This is a genomic window from Pectobacterium brasiliense (assembly GCF_016950255.1).
Lineage (GTDB): Bacteria > Pseudomonadota > Gammaproteobacteria > Enterobacterales > Enterobacteriaceae > Pectobacterium > Pectobacterium brasiliense.
Genome location: NZ_JACGFN010000001.1, coordinates 437,392 through 460,679 on the forward strand (window position 1 = coordinate 437,392; position 23,288 = coordinate 460,679).

The following is a 23,288-nucleotide window of genomic DNA, read 5'->3' on the forward strand; positions in this document are numbered from 1 at the left end:
ATAAGACTTTAGGAGAGAGCATATGGCTCGCGTAAAACGTGGTGTAGTTGCCCGTGCACGTCACAAGAAAATATTGAAACAAGCGAAAGGTTACTACGGTGCCCGTTCGCGTGTTTATCGTGTTGCCTTCCAGGCAGTAATCAAAGCTGGCCAATACGCTTACCGCGACCGTCGTCAACGTAAACGTCAATTCCGTCAGCTGTGGATTGCACGTATCAATGCGGCAGCTCGTCAAAACGGTTTGTCTTACAGCAAATTCATCAACGGCCTGAAAAAAGCTTCTGTTGAAATTGACCGTAAGATTCTGGCTGATATCGCAGTATTCGATAAGTTAGCGTTCAGCGCGCTGGTCGAAAAAGCGAAAGCAGCACTGGCGTAAGTCAGTTGAGAGAGGGAGCTTTGGCTCCCTCTTTTCGTCGGGCTCTACACTTTCCGTTTTTATTATTTATAAGACAAAGGTAACGCAAGTATGAACGCTGCTATTTTCCGTTTCTTTTTTTACTTTAGCACCTGAATTCAGGGGGCTTTGCGCGTAAGAAAAGAAACGAAAAGTAGCGCTTAAGCCTCCCCATAGGGAGGCTTTTTTGTTTACAATAATCGGTTTTTACTCTTGTTTTTAGTAACATTTATCGTTTTGAGTAAAACGACATTCTTCAATCATGACCGTTGGCCACATAGGCAGAAAAAGAGGAACACAATGCCACATCTCGCAGAGCTGGTTGCCAAAGCCAGAACAGCTATAGAAGAGGCTCAGGATGTTACCGCACTGGAAAATGTGCGTGTCGAATATCTGGGCAAAAAAGGTCACTTAACCCTTCAGATGACCTCGCTGCGCGAGTTGCCGGCTGAAGAGCGCCCTGCGGCTGGTGCTGTCATTAACCAGGCTAAGCAAGACGTTCAGGACGCGCTGAATGCCCGTAAGCACATGTTGGAATCCGCTGAGTTAAATGCGCGTCTGGCGCAAGAAACCATCGATGTTTCCTTGCCGGGCCGCACCATTGAAAATGGCGGCTTGCATCCGGTGACCCGTACCATCGATCGCATCGAAACTTTCTTCGGCGAGCTGGGTTTTTCTGTGGTAACCGGGCCAGAAATCGAAGACGATTATCACAACTTTGATGCGCTGAATATTCCAGGGCACCACCCTGCGCGTGCTGACCACGACACGTTCTGGTTTGATGCTACACGCCTGCTGCGTACACAGACATCTGGCGTTCAGATTCGTACCATGGAAAAGCAGCAACCGCCCATCCGTATCATCGCGCCGGGTCGCGTTTATCGTAACGATTACGATCAGACTCACACGCCGATGTTCCATCAGATGGAAGGGTTGATCGTCGATAAAGACATCAGCTTCACCAACCTGAAAGGCACGTTGCATGATTTCCTGCGTAATTTCTTTGAGGAAGATTTGCAGGTTCGCTTCCGTCCGTCTTATTTCCCGTTTACCGAACCGTCTGCTGAAGTGGATGTGATGGGTAAAAACGGCAAATGGCTGGAAGTCCTGGGCTGCGGCATGGTGCACCCGAATGTCCTGCGTAATGTCGGTATCGACCCAGAAGTGTATTCCGGCTTCGCGTTCGGTATGGGCATGGAGCGCCTGACGATGCTGCGTTATGGCGTGACCGATCTGCGTGCGTTCTTCGAAAACGATCTGCGTTTCCTCAAACAGTTTAAGTAAGGCGGGTATACATCATGAAATTCAGTGAACTCTGGTTACGCGAGTGGGTAAACCCGGCGGTTGACAGTGAAACGCTATCTGAACAGATCACGATGGCAGGGCTGGAAGTGGATGGCGTTGAGCCTGTTGCTGGCGCATTCCACGGCGTGGTTGTCGGTGAAGTGGTTGAATGTGGGCAGCACCCGAACGCAGACAAACTGCGTGTGACGAAAGTTAATGTCGGCGGCGAGCGCCTGCTGGACATCGTCTGTGGCGCGCCGAACTGCCGTCAGGGCCTGAAAGTGGCGGTGGCGATGGTCGGTGCCGTATTACCGGGCGATTTCAAAATTAAAGCCGCCAAGCTGCGTGGTGAACCGTCTGAAGGCATGTTGTGCTCATTTTCCGAGTTAGGTATTTCGGACGATCACGATGGCATCATTGAACTGCCAGCAGACGCGCCGATTGGCACGGATATTCGTGAGTACCTGAAGCTGGATGACAACGCGATTGAAATCAGCGTGACCCCAAACCGTGCTGATTGCTTAGGCATTATCGGTGTGGCGCGTGATGTGGCCGTATTGAATCAGCTGGCGTTGAATGAACCGACTATTGAGCCCGTTGCTGCGACGATTCAGGATACCTTCCCGATTCAGGTCGATGCGCCGCAGGCATGCCCGCGTTACTTAGGCCGTGTGGTGAAAGGCATCAACGTTAAGGCGGCAACGCCACTGTGGATGCGCGAAAAGCTGCGCCGTTGCGGTATTCGTTCTATCGATCCGGTTGTTGATGTGACGAACTACGTTCTGCTGGAACTCGGTCAACCAATGCATGCGTTCGATCTCGACCGTCTCAACGGCGGCATTATCGTGCGTATGGCGACAGAAGGCGAAACGCTGACGCTGCTGGATGGTAACGAAGCGAAGCTGAATGCGGATACGCTGGTTATCGCTGACCAGCAGAGTGCGCTGGCGATGGGCGGTATCTTTGGCGGCGAGCATTCTGGCGTCAATGAAGAAACGCAAAACGTTCTGCTGGAATGCGCTTACTTCAATCCGCTGTCGATTACCGGACGCGCACGTCGTCACGGTTTGCACACCGATGCGTCTCACCGCTACGAGCGTGGCGTCGATCCGGCGTTACAGCACAAAGCCATTGAGCGCGCGACTCGTCTGCTGATCGACATCTGCGGTGGTGAAGCGGGCCCAGTAGTTGATGTGACTAGCGAGGCAGATTTGCCAACTCGCGCAACGATTACGCTGCGCCGTGAGAAACTGGATCGTCTGATTGGCCATGTGATTGCCGATGAGCAGGTGAGCGATATTCTGCAGCGTCTGGGCTGTAACGTTGCGAAAACCGATGCAGGTTGGCAGGCGACGGCACCGAGCTGGCGTTTCGACATGGAAATTGAAGAAGATCTGGTTGAAGAAGTCGCGCGTATTTACGGCTACAACAACATTCCGAATATTCCGACTCAGGCTCCGTTGATTATGACCTCGCATCGCGAAGCGTCACTGTCATTGAAGCGTGTGAAGACATTATTAGTCGACCACGGCTTCCAGGAAGCAATTACTTACAGTTTTGTTGACCCGAAAATTCAGGGATTAATCCACCCTAATGAAGCGTCGCTGAGCCTGCCGAGCCCGATTTCCGCAGAGATGTCGGTGATGCGTTTATCGCTGTGGAGCGGCTTGCTGAGCGCGGCGGTGTATAACCAAAACCGTCAACAAAGCCGTCTGCGCCTGTTTGAAAGCGGCCTCCGTTTTGTGCCGGACACCAGTGCGGACCTGGGTATTCGTCAGGATCTGATGCTGGCGGGTGTGATTACTGGCACGCGTTATGAAGAGCATTGGGATCTGGCGCGTCAGGCCGTTGACTTCTATGATTTAAAAGGCGATTTGGAAGCGGTACTGGCATTGACGGGCAAGTTGTCTGAGGTTGAGTTCAAGGCCGAAAATAATCCGGCATTGCATCCAGGACAAAGTGCTGCTATTTATCTGTGCGGAGAACGCATTGGATTTATTGGCGTTATTCACCCAGAACTGGAGCGCAAGTTGGATCTTAACGGGCGCACCGTGGTGTTCGAATTGTTGTGGGATAAGGTCGCAGACCGCGTATTGCCGGAGGCGAACGAGGTTTCCCGCTTCCCGGCGAACCGTCGCGATATCGCCGTTGTGGTCGCTGAAAATGTCCCTGCGGGCGATATTTTGGCCGAGTGTAAGAAAGTTGGCGCAAATCAGTTAGTTGGCGTAAACTTATTCGACGTGTACCGAGGGAAGGGCGTAGCGGAAGGTTATAAGAGTCTGGCTATCAGTCTGACCCTGCAAGATACCACGCGTACACTGGCAGAAGAGGAAATTGCCGCTACCGTTGCAGAATGCGTAGCAGCATTAAAACAGCGATTCCAAGCATCCTTGAGGGATTGAACCTATGGCGCTTACTAAAGCTGAAATGTCAGAATACCTGTTTGAGAAGCTCGGGCTGAGCAAACGGGATGCCAAAGAGCTAGTCGAGCTGTTTTTTGAAGAAGTTCGTCGCGCTTTGGAAAATGGCGAGCAGGTCAAGTTGTCAGGTTTTGGCAATTTTGATTTGCGAGACAAGAACCAACGTCCGGGGCGTAACCCAAAAACTGGCGAAGATATTCCGATTACGGCGCGCCGTGTGGTCACGTTCCGTCCGGGGCAAAAGCTAAAAAGCAGGGTAGAGAACGCCTCTCCCAAAGAGTAACAGAGTCACCCAAAAAGGCCGCGCAAGCGGCCTTTTCCTATCTTATTCGCCTCATATTGCCTATTTCAAGGTCGATTCGGTATCTGCTGGTGCCGTATGCTGCGAGGCTAAACGCGTTGCTCGTCCATTTGGTGTTTTTGGCGATGTCTCTTTTTTCGGATAGTCCGGCACTGGCCGATGATCGTCAATTAAATGACGTATTGCCAGAATAGGGTGGCGCAACAACATCCGCGGCCCCGACCAGCGCATAATCGCTTTGATCGCCTCACGTCGGGCGGGTTGATAGCAGTGAATGGGGCAATGCTTACACGCGGGTTTATCTTCACCGAATTGACAGCGTTCCAGACGCTTGATGGCGTAGCTGAATAAGTCTTTATGCTGCGCGTTATCGCCAGTTTCAGGATGGTGCTTTTCATACAGTTCGATCATCAATCCGACGGTACGGATCTCCCGCTGTCGGTATTTTCCCAGGGGTTTTCTCGCCATGTGCGTCATGTCCTGATGAAATCATAATAGATGTATTTTAAATGCAATTTATTGCGAGAGGAACCACTGAAGTCACATCTATGAAGGAATGCAGAGGAAAAAGGCGAGGAGAACCTCGCCGAGGAAGGTCGTAATCAGGCCTGGCCGAACTGTGCCTGATGTAATTTGGCATAGATGCCACTTTGCTCCAGCAGCACCTGATGGCTGCCTTGCTCAATAATGCTGCCGTTATCTACCACCACAATGCGTCCCGCGTTCTGTATGGTTGCCAGCCTGTGGGCGATGATCAACGTGGTACGTCCTGCGGAAAGTTCGCTGAGCGATTGCTGTATCGCCTGCTCTGTCGCGGTATCCAACGCAGATGTCGCTTCGTCCAGAATCAGGATTGGCGGGTTTTTCAGGAAGATGCGCGCGATAGATAAACGCTGTTTTTGCCCACCCGATAATTTAACGCCACGCTCGCCGACCACGGTATCCAGCCCGTCAGGCAGGTTCTCGATCAGCTCATCTAACCGCGCACGTCGTGCGGCGTCCATGATTTCGTCATCGCTTGCATCAAGTTTACCGTAGGCAATGTTTTCCCGAATGGTACCGCCGAACAGGAAAACATCCTGCTGTACGATGCCGATTTGGCTGCGTAGCGATGCCTGCGTCATCTGGCGGATATCCATGCCGTCAATGGTGATGGCACCGCTGGTTAAATCGTAGAAGCGGGGAAGCAGGGAACAGAGGGTGGTTTTGCCCGCACCGGAGGGGCCAACAAACGCGACGGTTTCCCCTGCGCGAATCGACAGGTCAATATTGCGCAAAATCGGACGGTCGGCAGAATACCCAAAGCTCACCTGATTGAACCGGATATCGCCTGTCAACGGACCGGCATTATGCGCATCGGGAGCGTCGGCAATCTCGGGAACGGTATCGATCAGCTGAGTAAAGCGTTTGAATCCCGCAATTCCTTTGGGATAGCTCTCCAGCACCGAGGTAATTTTGGCGACCGGACGGAAGAACACTTCAATCAGCAGTAGGAAGCCGATAAAACCACCGTAGCTGAGTTCGCCCTGAATCACGTACCAAATACCGGCCAGCATCACGATAAGCTGTATCAGGCGCGTGCTGAGGTAGCTGAGTGTCATACTGGCGGTCATGATGCGATAGGCCTGCAATTTGGTACGGCGGTAGTTTTCGTTATCGTTAGAGAACAGTTTCTTCTCATGCGCTTCATTGGCAAACGCTTTAACGACGCGGATACCCCCAACGCTCTCTTCAATTCGAGCGTTGAAGTTGCCAACCTGACCGAATAGCTGACGCCACGTCTCCGTCATGCGGGCGCCATAGCGGCTGACGAGATACGTCATGAAAGGCACGATAATAATCGTCAGCAGCGCCAGATTCAGATGAACCGTCGCCATCAGGATGAACGCACCAATAAACGTCATGATCGCGAGGAAGAGGTCTTCCGGGCCGTGGTGGGCAATCTCCCCGACTTCTTCCAAATCTTTGGTGACGTGGGTGATGATATGGCCGGTCTTCATATTGTCGTAGTAACGGAACGGCAAATTTTGCAGATGCTCAAAGGCCTGCCGCCGCATATCGGTTTCAATACCCACGCCCAGCGCATGTCCCCAATAGTTGACGATGGCCATCAGCGCGGTATTCAGCAGGTATACCGCTAATAGCGCCACTGACGCCAACAGGATCAGCGACCAGTCCTGAGCGGGTAATAGTTTGTCGATGAACGCTTTAATCGCCATCGGAAACCCTAATTCAAGCAGGCCAGCGATAATGGCACAGCCGAAGTCGAGGACGAACAACCCTTTGTAAGGGGAATAGTAGGAAAAGAAACGCCTTAACATGTGTGACTATTTTTTAGGTAACGAAATGTGGGGATGACTATAGCAGGTTAGCGTGAAGAATGTGACCGTGAGCCGATTAGGTTTCTTATTGGCTGGGAAGTCAGATGAAAACCATGGGGATGGTTGTGGATCAGCTCGTAGGTGTACGTGTCGCATACCAGCAGAGCAGCGAACCTGCTGTGACCATGACGACGCCTTGCCAGAATGATATAGCGGGCGTGATATTGAGCCAGAGCGCGGCTAATAGGGTGGAAAGCACGGGCGTGAAATAAGAGGCGGTTGCCAGCAACGTCAGGTTGCCATGCTGAATACCGATATTCCAGACGGAATAGGCTAATGCGGTCGATGTGCCCATAAAGAGCAGTTGCAGAGAACTTGGTAAGGTTAATGAAATCGCACCTTCGGCACTGAAGGCATACTGAACCCAGAGTACGAGTGAGGCGATGAAAAAGAACAGCGAGACGCCGCTTTTACCTTGCCCGTACCGCCTGGTGATATTGCAGTAGAGCGCCCAGGTCAGAGCCGCAGAAAACGCCAGGCTGTAGGCCAGCGGGTTAGCCAGAATGTTGTTCCACAGTAACTCTGGTGTCCAATCGCTTTCTCCTTTCATAATCCACACGATGCCGCCTAGCGAGAGCGCAAGGCCGGGCCAGAGCAGGAAACGACTTTTCTGCTGATTGATAAAAAGAGAAAAGAACACGGTCAAACTGGGCCACAAATAGTTAATCATCCCTATTTCTATCGCCTGCATGCGGCTATCCGCTAGCCCGATGGACAGCGACAGAAATATCTCGTAGCAGACAAACATCGCGCCGCCTGCGAACAAATAGACTCTGGGCAGCGTCTTAATGCGGGGAAAACCGTAAAAGGCCAATAGACATAGCGTGCTGGTGGAGTAAATCATCGCCGCACCGCCGATGGGGCCGAGTGCTTCTGTCAGGCTACGGATAAGCCCGACGGATGTGCTCCATAAAACGATCGCCAGTAAGCCCGTGAGCGTGGCGCGCTGTGGCGTCATATTCATACCTGGTTATGAGGTCTGTGCCAAAGAAATCAAACCGGATGCTGTTACCTGCATCCGGTAGTGCTCATTACGATGGTTTACCGCCAGAAGTCGTCAAAAACGGTAATCGGCGGACGACGCTTGTGTTCGGTTTTGCGATACCAGTTTTCGATAATGGCTGCATCGTTGGCCTCGATCTGCTTGCCTTCCAGATAGTCGTCGATTTTTTCATAGGTCACACCCAGCGCGACTTCGTCGGGGAGAGACGGACGGTCTTCTTCCAGATCGGCGGTAGGGGCTTTGGTATAAAGATGAGAAGGGCAGCCAAGTTCGCGCAGCAGCGCTTTACCCTGACGCTTATTCAACCGGAAAATCGGGTTGATATCGGTACCGCCATCACCGTATTTGGTGAAAAAGCCCGTTACCGCCTCAGCTGCATGATCGGTGCCGACGACAAGCCCGGCATTCATGCCCGCGATGCTGTACTGCGCTTTCATGCGCTCTCTGGCTTTTTCGTTACCTTTTACAAAATCGGAAAGCTCCACGCCAATGGCACGTAAGGTGGCTTCACTGGCTTCAATCGCCGGCTTGATGTTGACGGTTAATACGCGGTCTGGTTGGATAAAAGCGATGGCGTCCTGACAGTCGGCTTCATCCGCCTGTACGCCGTAAGGCAGTCGAACGGCGATGAACTGATAGCGAGAATTTCCGGTCTCATTACGTAATTCCGTGATAGCCGTCTGGCACAGTTTGCCGGTCAGCGTAGAGTCCTGACCACCGCTGATGCCCAAAACTAACGACGTAACGAACGGGTGAGCATTCAGATAATTCTTTAAAAAATCAACGCTAACACGTATTTCCTGTGCTGGATCGATGCTGCTTTTCACTCCCAACGCAGTGATAATGTCGTTTTGTAATGACATGCCATCCCCTCCTGAACTTATTGATACTGCAAAAGAATTATTACGATTGCCTGAGTGTAAAACGAATTGGCGTGAAGAAAAAGAACAAGCTGTCAGGTAGTCATTTTCCCTATAGATAACCGGTTTTTGACTATTGGCCAATATGTTACATCCCTGCGTTATTATTTGAAAAAGTGGTCGCCGCCGACTAGCCTTAGTGTGACGTATAATAATGAGGTGATGAGATGAAGAATAACAGATTACTGGTATGTATTGCGGCAGCAGGTGCTGTCATGTTGGCGGGATGTACGGCTTATAACAAGGCAGAAAGTTATGTTAATGAGCCTGTGGTGAAAGATGTGAAAGTGGGAATGATGAAGCAGCAGGTTCATCAACTCGCAGGTAGCGGAGTGGAAAAACGTCTGGTGAATGCTAAAGGCACCTGTAGCGACTATCTGCTGAAAAACCGCGATGGTACTGCGCAGAACTATTTCGTCAGCTACGACGAAACGGGCCATGTTCTCAATAAAGGTTTCCAGAGCTGCCAGGCTTACGATACTAACCCGCAGCGCTAAGCAACCTGATGGCACGATATCGTTATTAGAAAAGTGTCATAAAAAAACGCCGACAGCATCAGCCGTCGGCGTTTTCTTTTGTGCAGCAAATGCGGCTTAGCGGTGCGTCAACTCAGCGTCATCCTGTGCGTTGAAAACCGTTTTGTCCGTCTGCTTCATCAACTGGCTGGTGACGGTACCGGCCGTCATGGATCCGCTGACGTTAAGTGCCGTACGGCCCATATCGATCAGCGGCTCAATGGAGATGAGCAGCGCGACAAGTGTTACCGGTAGTCCCATCGCAGGCAGAACGATTAACGCGGCAAAGGTGGCACCGCCGCCCACACCGGCTACGCCAGCAGAACTGATGGTGACGATACCGACCAGCGTCGCGATCCAGACAGGATCCAACGGGTTGATGCCAACTGTTGGCGCGACCATCACGGCCAGCATCGCTGGATAAAGCCCCGCACAGCCGTTCTGACCGATTGTCGTGCCGAAAGAGGCGGCAAAGCTGGCGATAGATTGCGGCACGCCAATACGGCGCGTTTGCGCTTCAATGCTGAGTGGTATTGTCGCCGCGCTGGAACGGCTGGTAAATGCGAACGTCAATACTGGCCAGACTTTGCGATAAAAACGAGCCGGATTGATGCCTGTGAACGACAGGATCAGCGCATGGACGCCGAACATAATCATCAGTCCCAGATAGGACGCGACAACGAAGCTACCCAGCTTGAGGATGTCTTGCAGGTTAGAACTGGCGACCATCTTGGTCATCAGCGCCATGACGCCGTAAGGGGTCAGCTTCATCACCAGACGAACGAGTTTCATCACCCAGGATTGCAGTGTGTCAATGGCGGTTAAAACGCGTTCGCCTTTGACCGCGTCATCTTTTAGCAACTGTAACGCCGCAACGCCAAGGAACGCAGCGAAGACGACGACGCTGATGATAGACGTCGGGTTCGCACCGGTCAGCTCAGCAAACGGGTTTTTAGGAATGAATGACAGGATAAGCTGAGGTACGTTAAGGTCAGCGACTTTACCAGCATAGTTGCTTTCAATCGCCGTTAATCGCGCGGTTTCTTGCGCACCTTGCACTAGCCCGGTCGCCGTCAGGCCAAACAGGTTAGTCACAAAAACACCGACCAACGCGGAAATCAGCGTAGTGATCAACAGGGTCGAAAGCGTCAATACGCTGATTTTCCCTAATGACGAGGCATTATGCAGCTTGGCAACGGAATTGAGGATGGAGATAAAGACCAGCGGCATGACGATCATCTGTAACAGCTGCACGTAGCCATTACCCACAATGTTAAACCATGATATGGACTGCTTAACAACCGGGTTGTCGCCACCATAAATCAGATGCAGTGCCAGACCAAATAGCACCCCGACAACCAAACCCAGCAAGACTTTCTTTGCCAGACTCCAGGATGGGTTACGGCTGGCGTAACCTAATCCGAGCAGTAATACGACAAATAGCAGAATATTTATGAGTAGCGGAAAATTCATCCGGCTTTGCTCCCTATCAGTGAGTCGCGTCACGCTGCCCACTATCTCGCGCAGTAATTGAGATCGGCGGAGGTAGCGTGATTTTTTGCGATGAAAAATAACAAACGCGCACAGGATAGCAGGTCTTTTGCCATCATGTTACAGGGATATGTCTGACGGTAGGTAACGCTGTTACTTCACGTATTGAAAGAGGTAGGTTTGCGCAGACTGTAAAAAGCGAAATGACTGCTCATAGGTGCAGCAATCCAGATTTTTTTGTGGCTGATACAGTGAAAAGCCGATACAGGCAAGACACAGAAAGCGTTCCAACTGATTGCCTTTTTGGCTGTTTAAAATCGGCAAGCGGAAACGCCAGCGACAGGGCCAGAGCAGGGGAACGCCAGAGGGCGTCAGCATATCCGCGAGAATGTGGCTCAGATAACCGACGATCATGGCATGGTAGGCATCGGTCGGAATCGGCCAGTCTGGCGGCAGGTGCGTCTGAATAAAGAAAATACCGGCGGCGATGGCAAGAAAGCTGTGCGTAAATCCGCGATGACCAAAGAGGCGGGCAATGGGCGAAGAAAGCCACTTCAGGCGCTGCCCGAGGACGGATTTAGGGTGATCGATATCGGGCAGCAGCGCGGTAAGGAGTGCTCCGGGGATAATGTGCCACCAGTCTCCGGTAGCCAGCGCAGGCGATAGCTCAACTTTCTTAGCCAGAATTGCGCAGGCAACAGAAAACAGCAGGTGTCCTTCCGCAGTCATGAAACTTCTCAAATAAAACTGTTATTTTATACAGTATAAGAGATTATCCCTGTCTGCGGAAGCCGTGACGGCGTAACGATTTATTTCGACGGTTCGTTGCTTACCGGTAAGATTCGCAGCCAATTGTCTAGCAACTGAGGCCAGGCAGCCGCTGGAAGTCCTTTGGTGCCGCGCAGGCCAAAACCGTGTTTCCCTTTCTCAAAGAGATGCATTTCGACGGGGATCTGTTTTTCCCGCAGCGCGCTGAACATCACAAGACTGTTATCAACCGACACTGACGGATCGTCAACGGCATGCACCAGAAACGTGGGTGGCGTCTGATCGGTAACCTGTTTCTCTGGAGAGTAACGCAGCACCTGCGCTTCCGTTGGCTGCTCGCCGATTAACTGCTTACGCGAACCTGCGTGCGCAATATTCGCCTGCATCGAAATGACGGGGTACATCAGCACCATGAAATCAGGTCGTGCGCTTACGCTGTCAATGGCATCCGTCGCGGGATAAACAGACTGTGAGAAGCGGGTTCCCAGGCTGGCAGCAACATGACCACCCGCGGAGAATCCCATAATACCAATACGCTGTGGGTTAATGTGCCACTTCTCGGCGTTGGCTCTCAGGGTTCTGATGGCACGTTGTGCATCGGCTAACGGGGCGTCAGCGCCTTCTTTATGGCCTTCACCGGGCATACGGTAGGTCATAACGAAAAGTGTGTATCCCTGCTGATTAAAGAAAGGGGCCAGATCGCTGCCTTCCTTATCCAACACGACACGTTGGTAAGAACCGCCGGGCGTAATGAGTAACGCCATACCATTGGGCTTCTCTGCCGGATAAACGGTAATTTCAGGGCTGCGAATCCCGGTTGCTGCCCGATCGGGAAGAGAGGGATCTTTGCTCCGCTCGACCACTTGCGGCTGTACCGTTGAAGAAGAGGCTCCCGGCGCTTCACCGTGTGGCCAGACAGTAAAAACAGGTTGGGCGTAACTTAATCCATTTACAGACATCATAATGGCCCCGACAAGCAGAGAACGAACAATCATGATAGATCACCTGACAAAGGGAAGGAGGGGGGAATTGTTGGGCGACGATAAAAAAATAGGGTAGCCATCACATCGGAGAAAAAATGACCACCCTGAACCGCAAATCTTAATAAAGAAATAACATTCATACACGAAGAGGGTAAATCAGACACAGCAATTTCAACAGCTAAAACGCATTTAACGACACCACATGTAACAACGAAACGTACCTAACTTTTTAATCTACTACGGACATCATAATAAAGGGACGTTAATGATAAAACTTAGTGAATCAATTAACACTAACATCCCTTTTGCCAACTAATAATGCTTATTTAAATAACAAGCCCGTTATTAGAAGCTGTATTGCACACCAACACGGTAACGAGTTTGGCGATTATCGGTAGTACCAGACTCTGCAACGTTACCTACTGCCATGTAAGGTTTCCAGTTTTTGTCCAATTTATAAGACAATTTTACATCATGGTCGAAATTGTATGTTTCATTGTCGTATTGGTATGCACCAGCTTTATTTGCTTTTTTGTAGTCCAGTTCGTAATCAACTTGGAAATCTTTCAGGAATTTATAGCTGACAACGGCTGTTAAATTATAACCATTTTCTTGGTTGTTTTTTGATGCGTTTGGAACATCACCGCTATTACGTTTGTAGTAAGGGCGATAACGTAAAGAAGTAGAAAGATCGTCAGTGATGTTCACTTTACCACGCAGGTAAGGACGATAGTTGTTAGAGGTAGAGCTTGAATCTAAAGAGAAACCTGGTTCTAAAGAAAAGGTTTTGTTGAAGCTATAAACATAGCTGGCAACCACTTCAGTACCGTTGCTGACGGTTTCATTAAATGGTTTATTTGGCGTGTTGTCTGCACTGGATTGACGCCATTTTGCTTCAACAGATAACCCAAAGCCATTGGCAAAACGATGTGACATTGACAAACGATCGCGGTGATCATTTTTCGCAGTATCTTTCATTTCATGACGGTAATCGATTGTCACAGCCATTGCATTCACACTAATTAATGACGTAACTGCCAGAGCTAATAATTTAAATTTCATTGTTATATTCCCTATTGGTTAGGATATCTCTAATAAAAAACACGCATTATGCTTTTTAGGACAAGTTCTATTTTATTTATTATTAAACTACGTTCTGTGATCGAGATCGTCTTGGGTAACAAAAAGTAAAATGGGGTTTCAAATTGTGAGGGAGATCGAATTGAATATCGCGGTTGTTTTAATTTAAATGAAAAATCCCTGCCGTCAGTGCGGCAGGGGTGAATTACAGTCTAAAACGGGTGCAACATTATTTCATTGCGCGTTTCAGAATACGCTCAGATTGACGCTGGAAGTATTTCGCAGCATCTTCCACAGATTTCTGACCGTAATCGATAGACTGGATGGTATCACCAAACAGAGAAACGATTTGCGGGTCATCGAAATAAGGGGAAACAGCAACTTCATGCGGCAGAGACAGAGCCAGTTTCAACCCGGCAACGGCTGGTGCATCATCTTTGATCACGCCATCAGCAGTCAGCTGAGCCACAGCGGCTTTACTCAACGGTACACCACGTTCCAGACCCAGAGCCTGAGCACCTTCTTTGCTGTTCAGCAGGAAGTTGATCAACTGAGCAGACTCTTTAGGATGCTTGGTTGACTTACCGATAGACAGCATCTGTGCTGGTTTGAAGAACAAGCCGGCATCTTTTGCACCTGGCAGCATTGGGTAGCTACCCAATTCCAGTTTTGCTGGTGGTTGCAGGTTGTCAGAGTACTTAGTGATAGTGGAGTTCCACATATAAGTACCAGACCACTCGCCGTTGATCCATGGCTTCATTTCATACATGTTGCTCTTACCGAAAGATGCATAGTATTTCGCATCAGGCATGACATGGCTGTCGATCAACTTCTTATACATACCAAAGAATTCAGCCCATTGCGCATCGCTATAGGCGAATTTTTGACTTTTTACATCAATCGCAGGAATGTTGTACTTCTGAACCATATAAGAGTTCAGCAGTGCCAGAGAATCCTGGTGTTCCAATACGATAGGGTAGTATTGGTCGCCCAGTTTTTCTTTGAACACTTTACCGGCGTTCAGCAGCTCATCCCACGTTTTCGGATATTCCAGACCGGCTTTTTTCCAGCTTTCGGTGTTGAAATAGAAGACGCGAGCCGTAACGGAAATTGGAATACCGTTCAGTTTCCCTTCGACCGTGGTGTTTTGCAGTTCTTTTGACTCGAACTGGGTCAGATCCAGAGAATCTTTAACCTTGTTCAGATCGTAAAAACCCGTGCCGTTCTTAGAGAAAATCGGCAGCCAGTTCCAGTTAGTCTGCATCACATCTGGCTCGGTGTTACCGGCAATCTGTGTTGTCAGACGAGACAGGTGACCATCCCAGCCAGTATATTCCGCTTTCACGGTGATGTTCGGGTGCTGCTTATGGAACTCTTCAATGGCTTTGAGCGTCTGCTGGTGACGGCTGTTGCCGCCCCACCAGGACATTCTCAATTCAACATTATCAGCGGCTAAAGAAGGCATTGCCACTAATGACGCCAGAGATGAAGCTATTAACGTGTGTAGGATCGCTTTTTTCATCGGTTACTACTCCTGTTAAAGAGAGATATTTTTTTCTGTTTTTGCATCAAAAATATGGCATTTTTCCATGTCGAACTGGAAATATACCGGACGATGCAGTCCCTTCTCGATAATCAGCCGACCTTCGTCATAAGGAATGCGGCTGGTTAATTCAAAGCCATCGACTTTAATGTACATAAAGAATTCGTGACCCATGTTTTCTACGCGAACCAACTCACCCTGTGAGTGGCTGCCTTCAAATGGCGTATCTGACACGGAAACATAGTCTGGGCGAACACCGAAGAAAACGTCTTGTCCGATATAGCTGCGGACTTTGTCTTGTTTTGCCGCATTTAACACCAGCGCGTTATTCCCAACCACAACGCCAATCTGACCGTCTTTCTCGACCAGTTTGCACGGTTTAATGTTCATTTCTGGTGAGCCAATGAAGCCAGCAACGAACATGTTGACAGGGAAGTGGTACAGGTTATCCGGCGTATCGACCTGCATGATGTGACCGAGTTTCATCACGCAAATACGGTCACCCATGGTCATTGCTTCAGTCTGATCGTGGGTAACATATACGCTTGTCGCCGCTTTACCGCTTTTCTTCAACTGCTTATGCAGGTCAGAAATACGGATACGCATGGATGCACGCAGTTTGGCATCCAGGTTTGACAACGGTTCGTCAAACAGGAACACATCTGGTTTTTTTACGATGGCGCGGCCTACGGCTACACGCTGTGCCTGACCACCAGACAGCTGGCGCGGCAGACGATCCAGCAGATCTTCCAGCTCCAGAATTTTGGCCGCTTCGGCGACCTGCGCTTCAATTTGATCTTTAGGCATTTTGCTCAGCTTCAGACCAAACGCCAGATTCTCTTTTACCGTCATGTGAGGGTAGAGGGCGTAGTTCTGGAACACCATGGCAATCCCGCGATCTTTCGGCGCCAGATTGTTAACAACGCGCTCACCGATACGTACTTCACCGCCGCTGATGGTTTCCAGACCCGCCAGCATACGCAGCGTAGTGGATTTCGCACAGCCAGACGGGCCGACGATAACCATGAATTCACCGTCTTTAATCGTCAGGTCGATGCCGTGAACGGCTTTGAAACCGTTGGAGTATACTTTTTCCAGTTTATTGAAAATAACTTCAGCCATGATAAATCCTCTATTAACCTTTAATTCCGCTGCTGGTCACGCCTTGTACGAAGTAGCGCTGTGCCAGGAAGAAAACAATAATGGATGGCAGAATGGAGATGCTGGACATGGCCAGGATTTCATTCCACGGAGCGCCTTCAGTAACGTCGATAGACATTTTCAGCGCCAGCGCAATTGGATATTTATCCACGCTATAGACATAAATCAGCGGACCGATGAAGTCGTTCATTGACCACATGAACTGGAACAGCGCAACAGAGATGATGGCTGGTTTCAGAATCGGCACGACCACATACCACAGCACCTGGAAGGAGTTACAGCCATCGATCTGAGCGGCTTCTTCCATATCACGTGGTACACCACGCAGGAACTGGATCAGCATGAACACAAAGAACCCTTGTGTTGCAAACGCCAGCGGCAAGTACAGTGGCAGGTAGCTGTTCAGCATGCCCATTTCGCGGAACATGAGGTACTGCGGAATTAACAGTACGGTGCTTGGCAACAGCATGGTGGTGATCAGTGTCGCGAACCAGAAGCCCTTCCACGGAATGTCAAAGCGAGCGAAGCCATAAGCCACTATCACCGAGGAAATAACGGTCAGAACCACTTTCGGAATCACGTACTGGAAAGTGTTAATCATATAGTGACCGAAATTGTATTCCGTACCGGTTTTCCAACCGTTAACGAAACCATCCCAGGTGGCGTGAGCAGGCCACAGACCCAACGTGGTGAAAATCTCATGGTTCGGTTTGAACGACGCTGAGAACATCCACGCCAGTGGGTAAAGCATCAGTAAACCAACGAACAGCAGTATCACGTAACGGATGGCGGCACTGAGTTTTTCTTTACGCAGCGTGCGGCGTACTTCTGCAGCAGCAACTTCTTGTGCTGTAGTCAGGTTTGAATGCATGTCAGCCATTTTTTCCTCCTTTATCAGCGGAGTAGAACACCCAGTATTTCGACGACTTAAAGGAGATAGACGCAAATACCGCAACAACCAGGAACAGAACCCATGCCAAGGCAGCACCGTAACCCATATCGAAATACTTGAACGCCGTATCATAGATATAGAGCGAGAACAGGTAGGTGTAGTGCGTTGGACCGCCGCCAGTAATGACGTAAGGTGCCGTAAACTCCTGGAATGCCTGAGTGGTCTGCATGATAAAGTTAAAGAAGATAACTGGCGTAATCAGCGGTACCGTTACTTTCAGGAACATTTGCCATTTGGATGCACCGTCGATCATTGCCGCTTCATACTGAGATTGCGGAACGTTCTGCAATGCAGCCAGGAAGATAACCATCGCGGAACCGAACTGCCATACGCGCAACAGCGTGACTGACATCAGTGCCAGAGACGGTTCGCCCAGCCAGTTGATGGCATCAAAGCCAAACACGCCGAGGAAGCTGTTTAACAAGCCATCGATGGCGAACAGTGCACGCCACAGAACGGCAATGGCCACGCTGCTGCCCAGAATAGAAGGCACATAGTAAGCAGTACGGAAGAAACCGATACCACGTAATTTGAAATTAAGTACAAACGCAATTAACAGTGCGAAGATTAATTTCAATGGAATGGTCAGAAATACATAGGCAAAGGTGACGCCCATGGATTTCCAAAAGAGATCGTCCTCTATGAACATACGGTGATAGTTTTCTAACCCCGTAAATTCAGGCGGATTTATCAAGTCATACTCAGTAAAACTGAGGATAAATGACGAAACAAAGGGGAAAGCGGTAAAAACTATCAGCCCTATAATATAGGGGGAGATATAGGCTAACCCCAGCATTCTGTTTTCATTCATAATGCTTACCTATTGATTAATTGTGAACCATTAAAAAAACATAAAATTAAGCTGTTAATAACTCTGGATAAATTAATTCCACGTCATAAACAATTCTATTTTCCCCGTTAACGTGAAAATCACCGTGAACATATCCACCTTGTGTCAGGTACGGCGGGATATCGTTTAATTTGTTGCGACAAGCGGCAACGAAAGTCAGTAAAGCCAGCGGATAGGTATCATCCAGACGAACATAACGATGCTGTGCGGAGCGAACGAACAAACCACGATGGAAGTGTTGTTCAAACAGAACGCCAGCCAACTGCGCGGCGTAATGTGCCCAGGATTCTGATTGTTTGTGATCGGCCAGTTCAATGACGGTCAACAAGAGTAACGGGCTGGCGATGTGCTGAATGTCTTCTTTATTCAGCCGCGTCAGCATGGTGTTAACCAGTGCGTACAGGTCCTCATCGCCACTCAGGCGATAGGCACGAACCAGCGGTAATAAATAATCACCTTCCAATGCAAACGGCTTTAATTCCGTACCCGCTTTACCATAATAGCCATCGCGTTTAAAACGGTAGCCTGTCATGTCCTGGCCGTTGTTCCACATTGGGCGCAGTGTATTGCTGGTGACATCGTAGGCGTACTGATAGTAGTTTTTTAACCCTGAAATAACCCAGTCCAGCATTTCTGCATCAGGCTGCGTGCGGAGAATATCCAGCATTGCCAGTGGGTTATCAATCAGCAGTGGGCGCATGTCACGGAACAGCACATTGGCTTCACGCGCGATTTCACCGAACTCTGGGCCAAACTGACGTTGAGCGCGATCGCCAAACCAGGACTGTGTCTGATTGTCGTCTTCCGGCACCGGCTGGCGCTGCTGTGGTGAGCTGAACTGATACACCGGCATACCGGTTTCTGGGTTGCGGGCCAAAACGTATTGGCGATAAAGATGCTTACCCCAGGCCGCGGCGTGGCTATCGCCCGTGTATTCTGCGTATTTGAACGCGGCATAAATCAGGTCTGTGCCAGCATTAACAAAAGTTAGCCCTTTCGTTAATGGCAGAACAGGCCACTGTGCCGGATCGACGACATCACGGCGTGCATGCAGGAACACGTTTGGATCGCGTTTTTTGCTGTAATCACCATGACGACCCAGATCCAGTGAATCCCAGTCTTCAACGTGCGCGTTCCAGAAACCCTGAAAGAAATTCAGCGTCTTTTCCGCATTAACACGGTGCAACAACGCGTAATAGGGAAGGTGGTGCTTTAATTCATGCACCTGAGCTTTGGATTCTGGCCCTTCGCCTGCCAGCGTATCCAGGTTAATAAAGCGGTGACCGCCCCAGAAGAACAGCCCACTATTATCATCAACGAAATGATCCAGGAAATATTCGCTTTGGGCGATAGCGTACTGCTGGTAACTCTCATTACCCGTAACGACGCTCATGGCACACAGCGTTCTTAGCCAATTTTGCTGGCTGGCAAAATTAGAAATAGGTGCGCTATGTCCGTCTGGGAATTGCCACATCGCAGGTGCATAATTTTCCACATCAAAACCGTCAGCCAATAATAACGTCGGCTGACTTTGGCTGCGGCCTTTATCCTGAACGCAGGCAATGTGGCTATCGAGTGCTGCAACCCATTCGTCGAGTTGCGATTTCCTGCTGGTGTATAAGCTTTCAAAAATACTCATGGAGTACCTTCTTATGGAACCGTGTGAACAGTTCCTTATAAATAGAAACACTGTTTTGATTGATTATATTGCGCTATTAACCTTGTCGTCATGCACGCAATATCGAAAGTGTGATCAAAGTCGGAACGTTGTTTTGATTTTTTTTAAGAAAGGATTTTGGCAGGAAAAAGAATCATTAAAAGCGAAATAACAACTTGAAAAACAAATAAAAAGCACAACCGGAATTGTGCTTTTTATCGTAGGTTGGCGAAATGCCGCTAAGAAAAATTGCGCTTAGCGAGCCAGCCAGCCACCATCAACGGCAATCGTGTAACCATTGATGTAGTCAGATGCGCTGGATGCCAGGAAGACGGACGGGCCCATCAGATCCTGTGGCAAACCCCAACGGCCAGCTGGGATACGATCCAGAATTTCTTTGCTGCGTTCTTCATCGGCGCGCAGTTGCTGGGTATTGTTGGTAGCCATGTATCCCGGTGCAATTGCGTTGACGTTGATACCGTGTTTTGCCCACTCGTTAGCCAGCAAACGAGTTACGCCCATAACGGCGCTTTTTGATGCGGTATAAGACGGTACGCGGATACCACCCTGGAAGGACAGCATAGAAGCGATATTGATGATCTTACCGCCTTTACCTTGTTTGATGAACTGGCGAGCAACGGTCTGAGACATAAAGAAAACGCTCTTAATGTTCAGGTTCATCACGTCGTCCCAGTTTTTCTCGCTGAAATCGATCGCATCTTCACGACGGATGATACCGGCGTTGTTGACCAGAATGTCAACGTGGCCAAATTCAGCAACAGCTTTCTCTACCAGCTCTGCATGACCAGAAACATTGCTCATGTCGGCGGTCAGGCTGAGGAAACGACGTCCCAGTGCAGTGACTTTTTCGATAGTGTCTTTCGGTTCAACGATGTTGACGCCGACGATATCACAACCTGCCTGTGCCAGACCGATAGCCATGCCTTGACCCAAACCCGTATCACAACCCGTGATCAGAGCAACTTTACCTTGCAAATCAAAAGAATTTAAAATCATATCTGTAATCTCTCTATAAGCGACAAAATACTTAGTCGTTAGCTGTTACTGTAGGGAACACCGGTAATTCCGGTTGAAAGCGATTAACGTAACTCGCTAACCTTGACGTGATCCATGTCACCGAAAACGTGATTCTCGCCAACCATGCCCCAGATAAAGGTGTAGCGTCTGGTGCCAACACCGGAATGCATCAAGCAGATCGGTGAAACCACCGCCCGCTCGTTTTTTATTACGCTATGACGGGTTTCCTGCTGCTCACCCATCATGTGGAAAACTGCCGTTTCATTACTTACTGTTTCTGGTGAAAGCGCCGGGCGAAACAGATGATGTCGCGTGGCAGTGACAACGTCACCTGTTCCTCAACCTGCCCGGTTCTTTCTTGTTATGCGGGATGATAGTTTGGATGGGATGTGAATTCAATAAAAATGAAATAATGTTTTATTTATTTCTTGAGGGCCGTCATGGTTTTGCTTATTTTATGTTTCTTCTGGTACTGATGTGGCTAAAATGTCGCAATCCATAATCATACCCTCGTTGTCGTGCACGGTTTGTTGACGCAATAGAAGGGATGGGCAATAAAAGCGTTAGAGGAGAGATGACGATGAGAAGATACTTTATTGATGATGAAACGCCGTGGGAAGAGCTGGGCGGTGGCATTAAACGTAAAATCATGACCTGGAGCGATGAGCTGATGATGGTTTACGTGCACTTTGATAAAGGTGCGATTGGTACGCCGCACTTCCATGAGATTCACGATCAGATTGCTTATGTTGCTGCTGGCAGCTTTGAAGTCGTGATCGAAGGTGAGAAACGTATCCTGAAAACCGGCGACGCCTATCTGGCAGTGAAAAACGAGATGCATGGCGTGGTCTCGCTGGAAGACGGCAGCGTCCTGATCGATGCTTTCTCGCCAAAGCGAGCGGATTTCCTGTAATGCTTCAAAGCGTGGTCAGCCAATAGACTGATCACGCTTTCGTCATATCCCGCGATGCCTGCTTTTCTATTCTTCTGCTTCTTTATTCCTAATCCCTAGACTAAGTGTTCACTAGTCAACTGATTCAGGGAATCCAGCTTATAATCGGCTAGCGCCCAGCGTGCGTCATCGCGAAACTCAGCCTGTGGAATAACGATTGAACGCATACGTGCCGCTTTGGTTGCGATCATGCCGTTCACCGAATCCTCCAACGTCACACACTGTGTCGGAGGAACGCCGAGTCCGTTTGCCGCATTCAAATACACTTCTGGATGAGGCTTGCTATACGGCAGTGTCTCGGCTGACATTAAGACATCAAAGTAGTGCTCCAGATTAAACATTTGCAGCACCTGCTGCTGCATGCGGAGCGGCGAAGCGGAAGCTAGCCCGATTTTGAGATTCTGTTCACGACACAGTTGCAGTGCATGTTCGACGCCGGGCAGGAGGGGACGCTGTTCGGCAACGAGTTCAATCGCACGATCGATAATACGGCGGACAACCTCGTCTCGGGCTGGTGTTGCCCAGGGAGAACGTTGATACCAGAGTTCGACCACCATATCGATGCGTAAACCCAAAGTATCTTTCATGGATTCTCGTAGTGAAATATCGATGCCAAGCGAGGCGATAACCTCCAGTTCGGCTTTGTCCCACAACGGTTCTGAATCAATCAGCAGCCCATCCATATCGAAAATCGCCGCGCGTATAGAAGAATCAAAGGACATACCACTGGCTCCGTCAGCAAAGGAAAAGAAAATTTACTGGTAAACTATACCTTAAATAAGTTGAGTTGCAGGGCACGATGCGAGCATTTTGAACAACGTGAAGTACTGAGCATCAGGGATAGCCCTTGGAAGGACTGAATTACAGCCGATGTTCACGTAGCGTGATGTCTGACGGAGTAAATCGCTCTTGTGGCCGATTAGGCGGTGTGGGAGATAAAGTGTTGACTGCGCGTAAAGTTACAGTAGGCTACCCGTCGTACTAAAACGATACATTACCGATGTTGCGTCGCTAAGAAGGGGTTCTCATGACGTATCAACAGGCTGGCCGTATTGCCGTCGTTAAACGCATTGCCGGATGGATCCTTTTTATTCCCGCGCTGCTTTCAACCTTCGTCTCGCTGGCTAATTATCTTTACGCTTATACCCAGAAAAAACAGGGTATTGATGCTGTTCTTTTGGATTTTGTGCACCTGATGGTCGATATGGTGCGCTTTAATACGCCTTTCCTGAACATTTTTTGGTACAACTCGCCAGTACCGGATTTTACGCGTTTTTTCAGTGGGGCGACGCTGATGTTTTGGCTGATCTACATCCTGATTTTTGTTGGTCTGGCTTTGCAGGTGTCGGGTGCCCGGATGTCGCGTCAGGCGAAGGCCATTAAGGAAGGTATTGAAGATCAACTGATTCTGGAAAAGATGAAAGGTGATGGCGGGAATACGCGTGAGACGCTGGAATCACGTGTTGTTGTTCCTGGTCACACGATTTTTGTGCAATTCTTTCCGCTTTATATCCTGCCGGTGATTGTCGCGGGTATTGGCTATCTGGTGTTACGTTTATTAGGATTGCCCGTCTGATTGACGGTCTGGCGCA

At 49.5% G+C, this 23,288-nt stretch carries 22 protein-coding genes, 2 pseudogenes and 1 other annotated feature; of the genes and pseudogenes, 8 read left to right on the forward strand and 16 right to left on the reverse strand.

What is annotated here, in order from left to right:
* Window positions 1-22: 22 nt before the first annotated feature.
* From rplT to ihfA, 5 genes are all read left to right on the forward strand, one after another.
* The gene (gene rplT, locus H4F65_RS01970) at window positions 23-379 is read left to right on the forward strand and encodes a 50S ribosomal protein L20 (protein ID WP_005968887.1); all 357 of its coding nucleotides are present in this window, start codon (window positions 23-25) and stop codon (window positions 377-379) included.
* Window positions 380-464: 85 nt separating this feature from the next.
* Window positions 465-589, forward strand: a sequence feature (Phe leader region).
* A complete protein-coding gene (pheM, locus tag H4F65_RS01975) occupies window positions 470-514 on the forward strand; it encodes a pheST operon leader peptide PheM (protein ID WP_001386830.1) in 45 nt (14 codons plus the stop codon). (Overlaps the previous feature by 45 nt.)
* A gap of 108 nt (window positions 590-697) precedes the next feature.
* Window positions 698-1,681, forward strand: a complete 984-nt coding sequence (gene pheS, locus H4F65_RS01980; RefSeq protein ID WP_010275686.1) for a phenylalanine--tRNA ligase subunit alpha — start codon at window positions 698-700, stop codon at window positions 1,679-1,681.
* Window positions 1,682-1,695: 14 nt separating this feature from the next.
* Window positions 1,696-4,083, forward strand: a complete 2,388-nt coding sequence (pheT, locus tag H4F65_RS01985; protein WP_010275683.1) for a phenylalanine--tRNA ligase subunit beta — start codon at window positions 1,696-1,698, stop codon at window positions 4,081-4,083.
* A gap of 4 nt (window positions 4,084-4,087) precedes the next feature.
* Complete coding sequence (gene ihfA, locus H4F65_RS01990) at window positions 4,088-4,384, forward strand: integration host factor subunit alpha (RefSeq protein ID WP_009112984.1); 297 nt, start codon at window positions 4,088-4,090, stop codon at window positions 4,382-4,384.
* 60 nt (window positions 4,385-4,444) lie between these two features.
* Here ihfA and H4F65_RS01995 read toward each other — a convergent pair whose 3' ends face one another.
* The 4 genes from H4F65_RS01995 to nadE all read right to left on the reverse strand — a co-directional run bounded on the left by H4F65_RS01995 (window position 4,445) and on the right by nadE (window position 8,649).
* On the reverse strand, window positions 4,445-4,870 hold the full coding sequence (locus H4F65_RS01995) for a nitrous oxide-stimulated promoter family protein (protein WP_039319594.1): 426 nt from the start codon (window positions 4,868-4,870) through the stop codon (window positions 4,445-4,447).
* A 134-nt stretch (window positions 4,871-5,004) separates the two neighbouring features.
* Window positions 5,005-6,723, reverse strand: coding sequence for an ABC transporter ATP-binding protein (locus H4F65_RS02000; RefSeq protein ID WP_010275653.1), 1,719 nt, complete (start codon window positions 6,721-6,723; stop codon window positions 5,005-5,007).
* A 130-nt stretch (window positions 6,724-6,853) separates the two neighbouring features.
* Window positions 6,854-7,741: an aromatic amino acid DMT transporter YddG gene (yddG, locus tag H4F65_RS02005; protein WP_010275649.1), complete on the reverse strand. Its 888-nt coding sequence runs from the start codon at window positions 7,739-7,741 to the stop codon at window positions 6,854-6,856.
* An 83-nt stretch (window positions 7,742-7,824) separates the two neighbouring features.
* The gene (gene nadE, locus H4F65_RS02010; RefSeq protein WP_010275646.1) at window positions 7,825-8,649 is read right to left on the reverse strand and encodes an ammonia-dependent NAD(+) synthetase; all 825 of its coding nucleotides are present in this window, start codon (window positions 8,647-8,649) and stop codon (window positions 7,825-7,827) included.
* A 224-nt stretch (window positions 8,650-8,873) separates the two neighbouring features.
* On the opposite strand from nadE, the gene osmE reads away from it, so the two are divergent.
* Window positions 8,874-9,203, forward strand: coding sequence for an osmotically-inducible lipoprotein OsmE (osmE, locus tag H4F65_RS02015; RefSeq protein WP_010275642.1), 330 nt, complete (start codon window positions 8,874-8,876; stop codon window positions 9,201-9,203).
* Window positions 9,204-9,299: 96 nt separating this feature from the next.
* Here the strand turns inward: osmE and H4F65_RS02020 are convergent, their stop codons facing one another.
* The 11 genes and pseudogenes from H4F65_RS02020 to H4F65_RS02070 form a co-directional block, all read right to left on the reverse strand.
* A complete protein-coding gene (locus H4F65_RS02020; RefSeq protein ID WP_010275639.1) occupies window positions 9,300-10,694 on the reverse strand; it encodes an L-cystine transporter in 1,395 nt (464 codons plus the stop codon).
* A gap of 240 nt (window positions 10,695-10,934) precedes the next feature.
* A pseudogene (locus H4F65_RS02025) lies at window positions 10,935-11,441 on the reverse strand (metal-dependent hydrolase); the annotation flags it as partial.
* A gap of 80 nt (window positions 11,442-11,521) precedes the next feature.
* Window positions 11,522-12,475, reverse strand: coding sequence for a pectin acetylesterase PaeX (gene paeX, locus H4F65_RS02030; protein ID WP_010275631.1), 954 nt, complete (start codon window positions 12,473-12,475; stop codon window positions 11,522-11,524).
* Between the two features lie 333 nt (window positions 12,476-12,808).
* On the reverse strand, window positions 12,809-13,525 hold the full coding sequence (locus tag H4F65_RS02035) for an oligogalacturonate-specific porin KdgM family protein (RefSeq protein ID WP_010275628.1): 717 nt from the start codon (window positions 13,523-13,525) through the stop codon (window positions 12,809-12,811).
* Between the two features lie 247 nt (window positions 13,526-13,772).
* Window positions 13,773-15,065: an ABC transporter substrate-binding protein gene (locus tag H4F65_RS02040; RefSeq protein ID WP_010275624.1), complete on the reverse strand. Its 1,293-nt coding sequence runs from the start codon at window positions 15,063-15,065 to the stop codon at window positions 13,773-13,775.
* A 15-nt stretch (window positions 15,066-15,080) separates the two neighbouring features.
* Complete coding sequence (locus H4F65_RS02045; protein ID WP_010275619.1) at window positions 15,081-16,208, reverse strand: ABC transporter ATP-binding protein; 1,128 nt, start codon at window positions 16,206-16,208, stop codon at window positions 15,081-15,083.
* Window positions 16,209-16,221: 13 nt separating this feature from the next.
* Window positions 16,222-17,127, reverse strand: coding sequence for a carbohydrate ABC transporter permease (locus tag H4F65_RS02050; RefSeq protein ID WP_010275614.1), 906 nt, complete (start codon window positions 17,125-17,127; stop codon window positions 16,222-16,224).
* On the reverse strand, window positions 17,120-18,010 hold the full coding sequence (locus H4F65_RS02055; protein WP_010275610.1) for a carbohydrate ABC transporter permease: 891 nt from the start codon (window positions 18,008-18,010) through the stop codon (window positions 17,120-17,122). Before H4F65_RS02055 ends, H4F65_RS02050 begins: the two co-directional genes overlap by 8 nt.
* A gap of 46 nt (window positions 18,011-18,056) precedes the next feature.
* On the reverse strand, window positions 18,057-19,688 hold the full coding sequence (pelW, locus tag H4F65_RS02060; RefSeq protein ID WP_010275607.1) for a pectate disaccharide-lyase PelW: 1,632 nt from the start codon (window positions 19,686-19,688) through the stop codon (window positions 18,057-18,059).
* Between the two features lie 273 nt (window positions 19,689-19,961).
* On the reverse strand, window positions 19,962-20,723 hold the full coding sequence (gene kduD, locus H4F65_RS02065; protein WP_010275603.1) for a 2-dehydro-3-deoxy-D-gluconate 5-dehydrogenase KduD: 762 nt from the start codon (window positions 20,721-20,723) through the stop codon (window positions 19,962-19,964).
* Window positions 20,724-20,806: 83 nt separating this feature from the next.
* Window positions 20,807-21,016 (reverse strand): annotated as a pseudogene (locus H4F65_RS02070) (5-dehydro-4-deoxy-D-glucuronate isomerase); the annotation flags it as partial.
* Window positions 21,017-21,324: 308 nt separating this feature from the next.
* Between H4F65_RS02070 and H4F65_RS02075 the strand changes: the two are divergent.
* Window positions 21,325-21,657, forward strand: a complete 333-nt coding sequence (locus H4F65_RS02075; RefSeq protein WP_010275594.1) for a cupin domain-containing protein — start codon at window positions 21,325-21,327, stop codon at window positions 21,655-21,657.
* 95 nt (window positions 21,658-21,752) lie between these two features.
* On the opposite strand, the gene hxpB is transcribed toward H4F65_RS02075, so the two are convergent.
* Complete coding sequence (gene hxpB / locus H4F65_RS02080) at window positions 21,753-22,418, reverse strand: hexitol phosphatase HxpB (protein WP_010275589.1); 666 nt, start codon at window positions 22,416-22,418, stop codon at window positions 21,753-21,755.
* A 305-nt stretch (window positions 22,419-22,723) separates the two neighbouring features.
* On the opposite strand from hxpB, the gene H4F65_RS02085 reads away from it, so the two are divergent.
* Window positions 22,724-23,272, forward strand: coding sequence for a YniB family protein (locus H4F65_RS02085; protein WP_010275583.1), 549 nt, complete (start codon window positions 22,724-22,726; stop codon window positions 23,270-23,272).
* The last annotated feature ends 16 nt before the right edge of the window (window positions 23,273-23,288 follow it).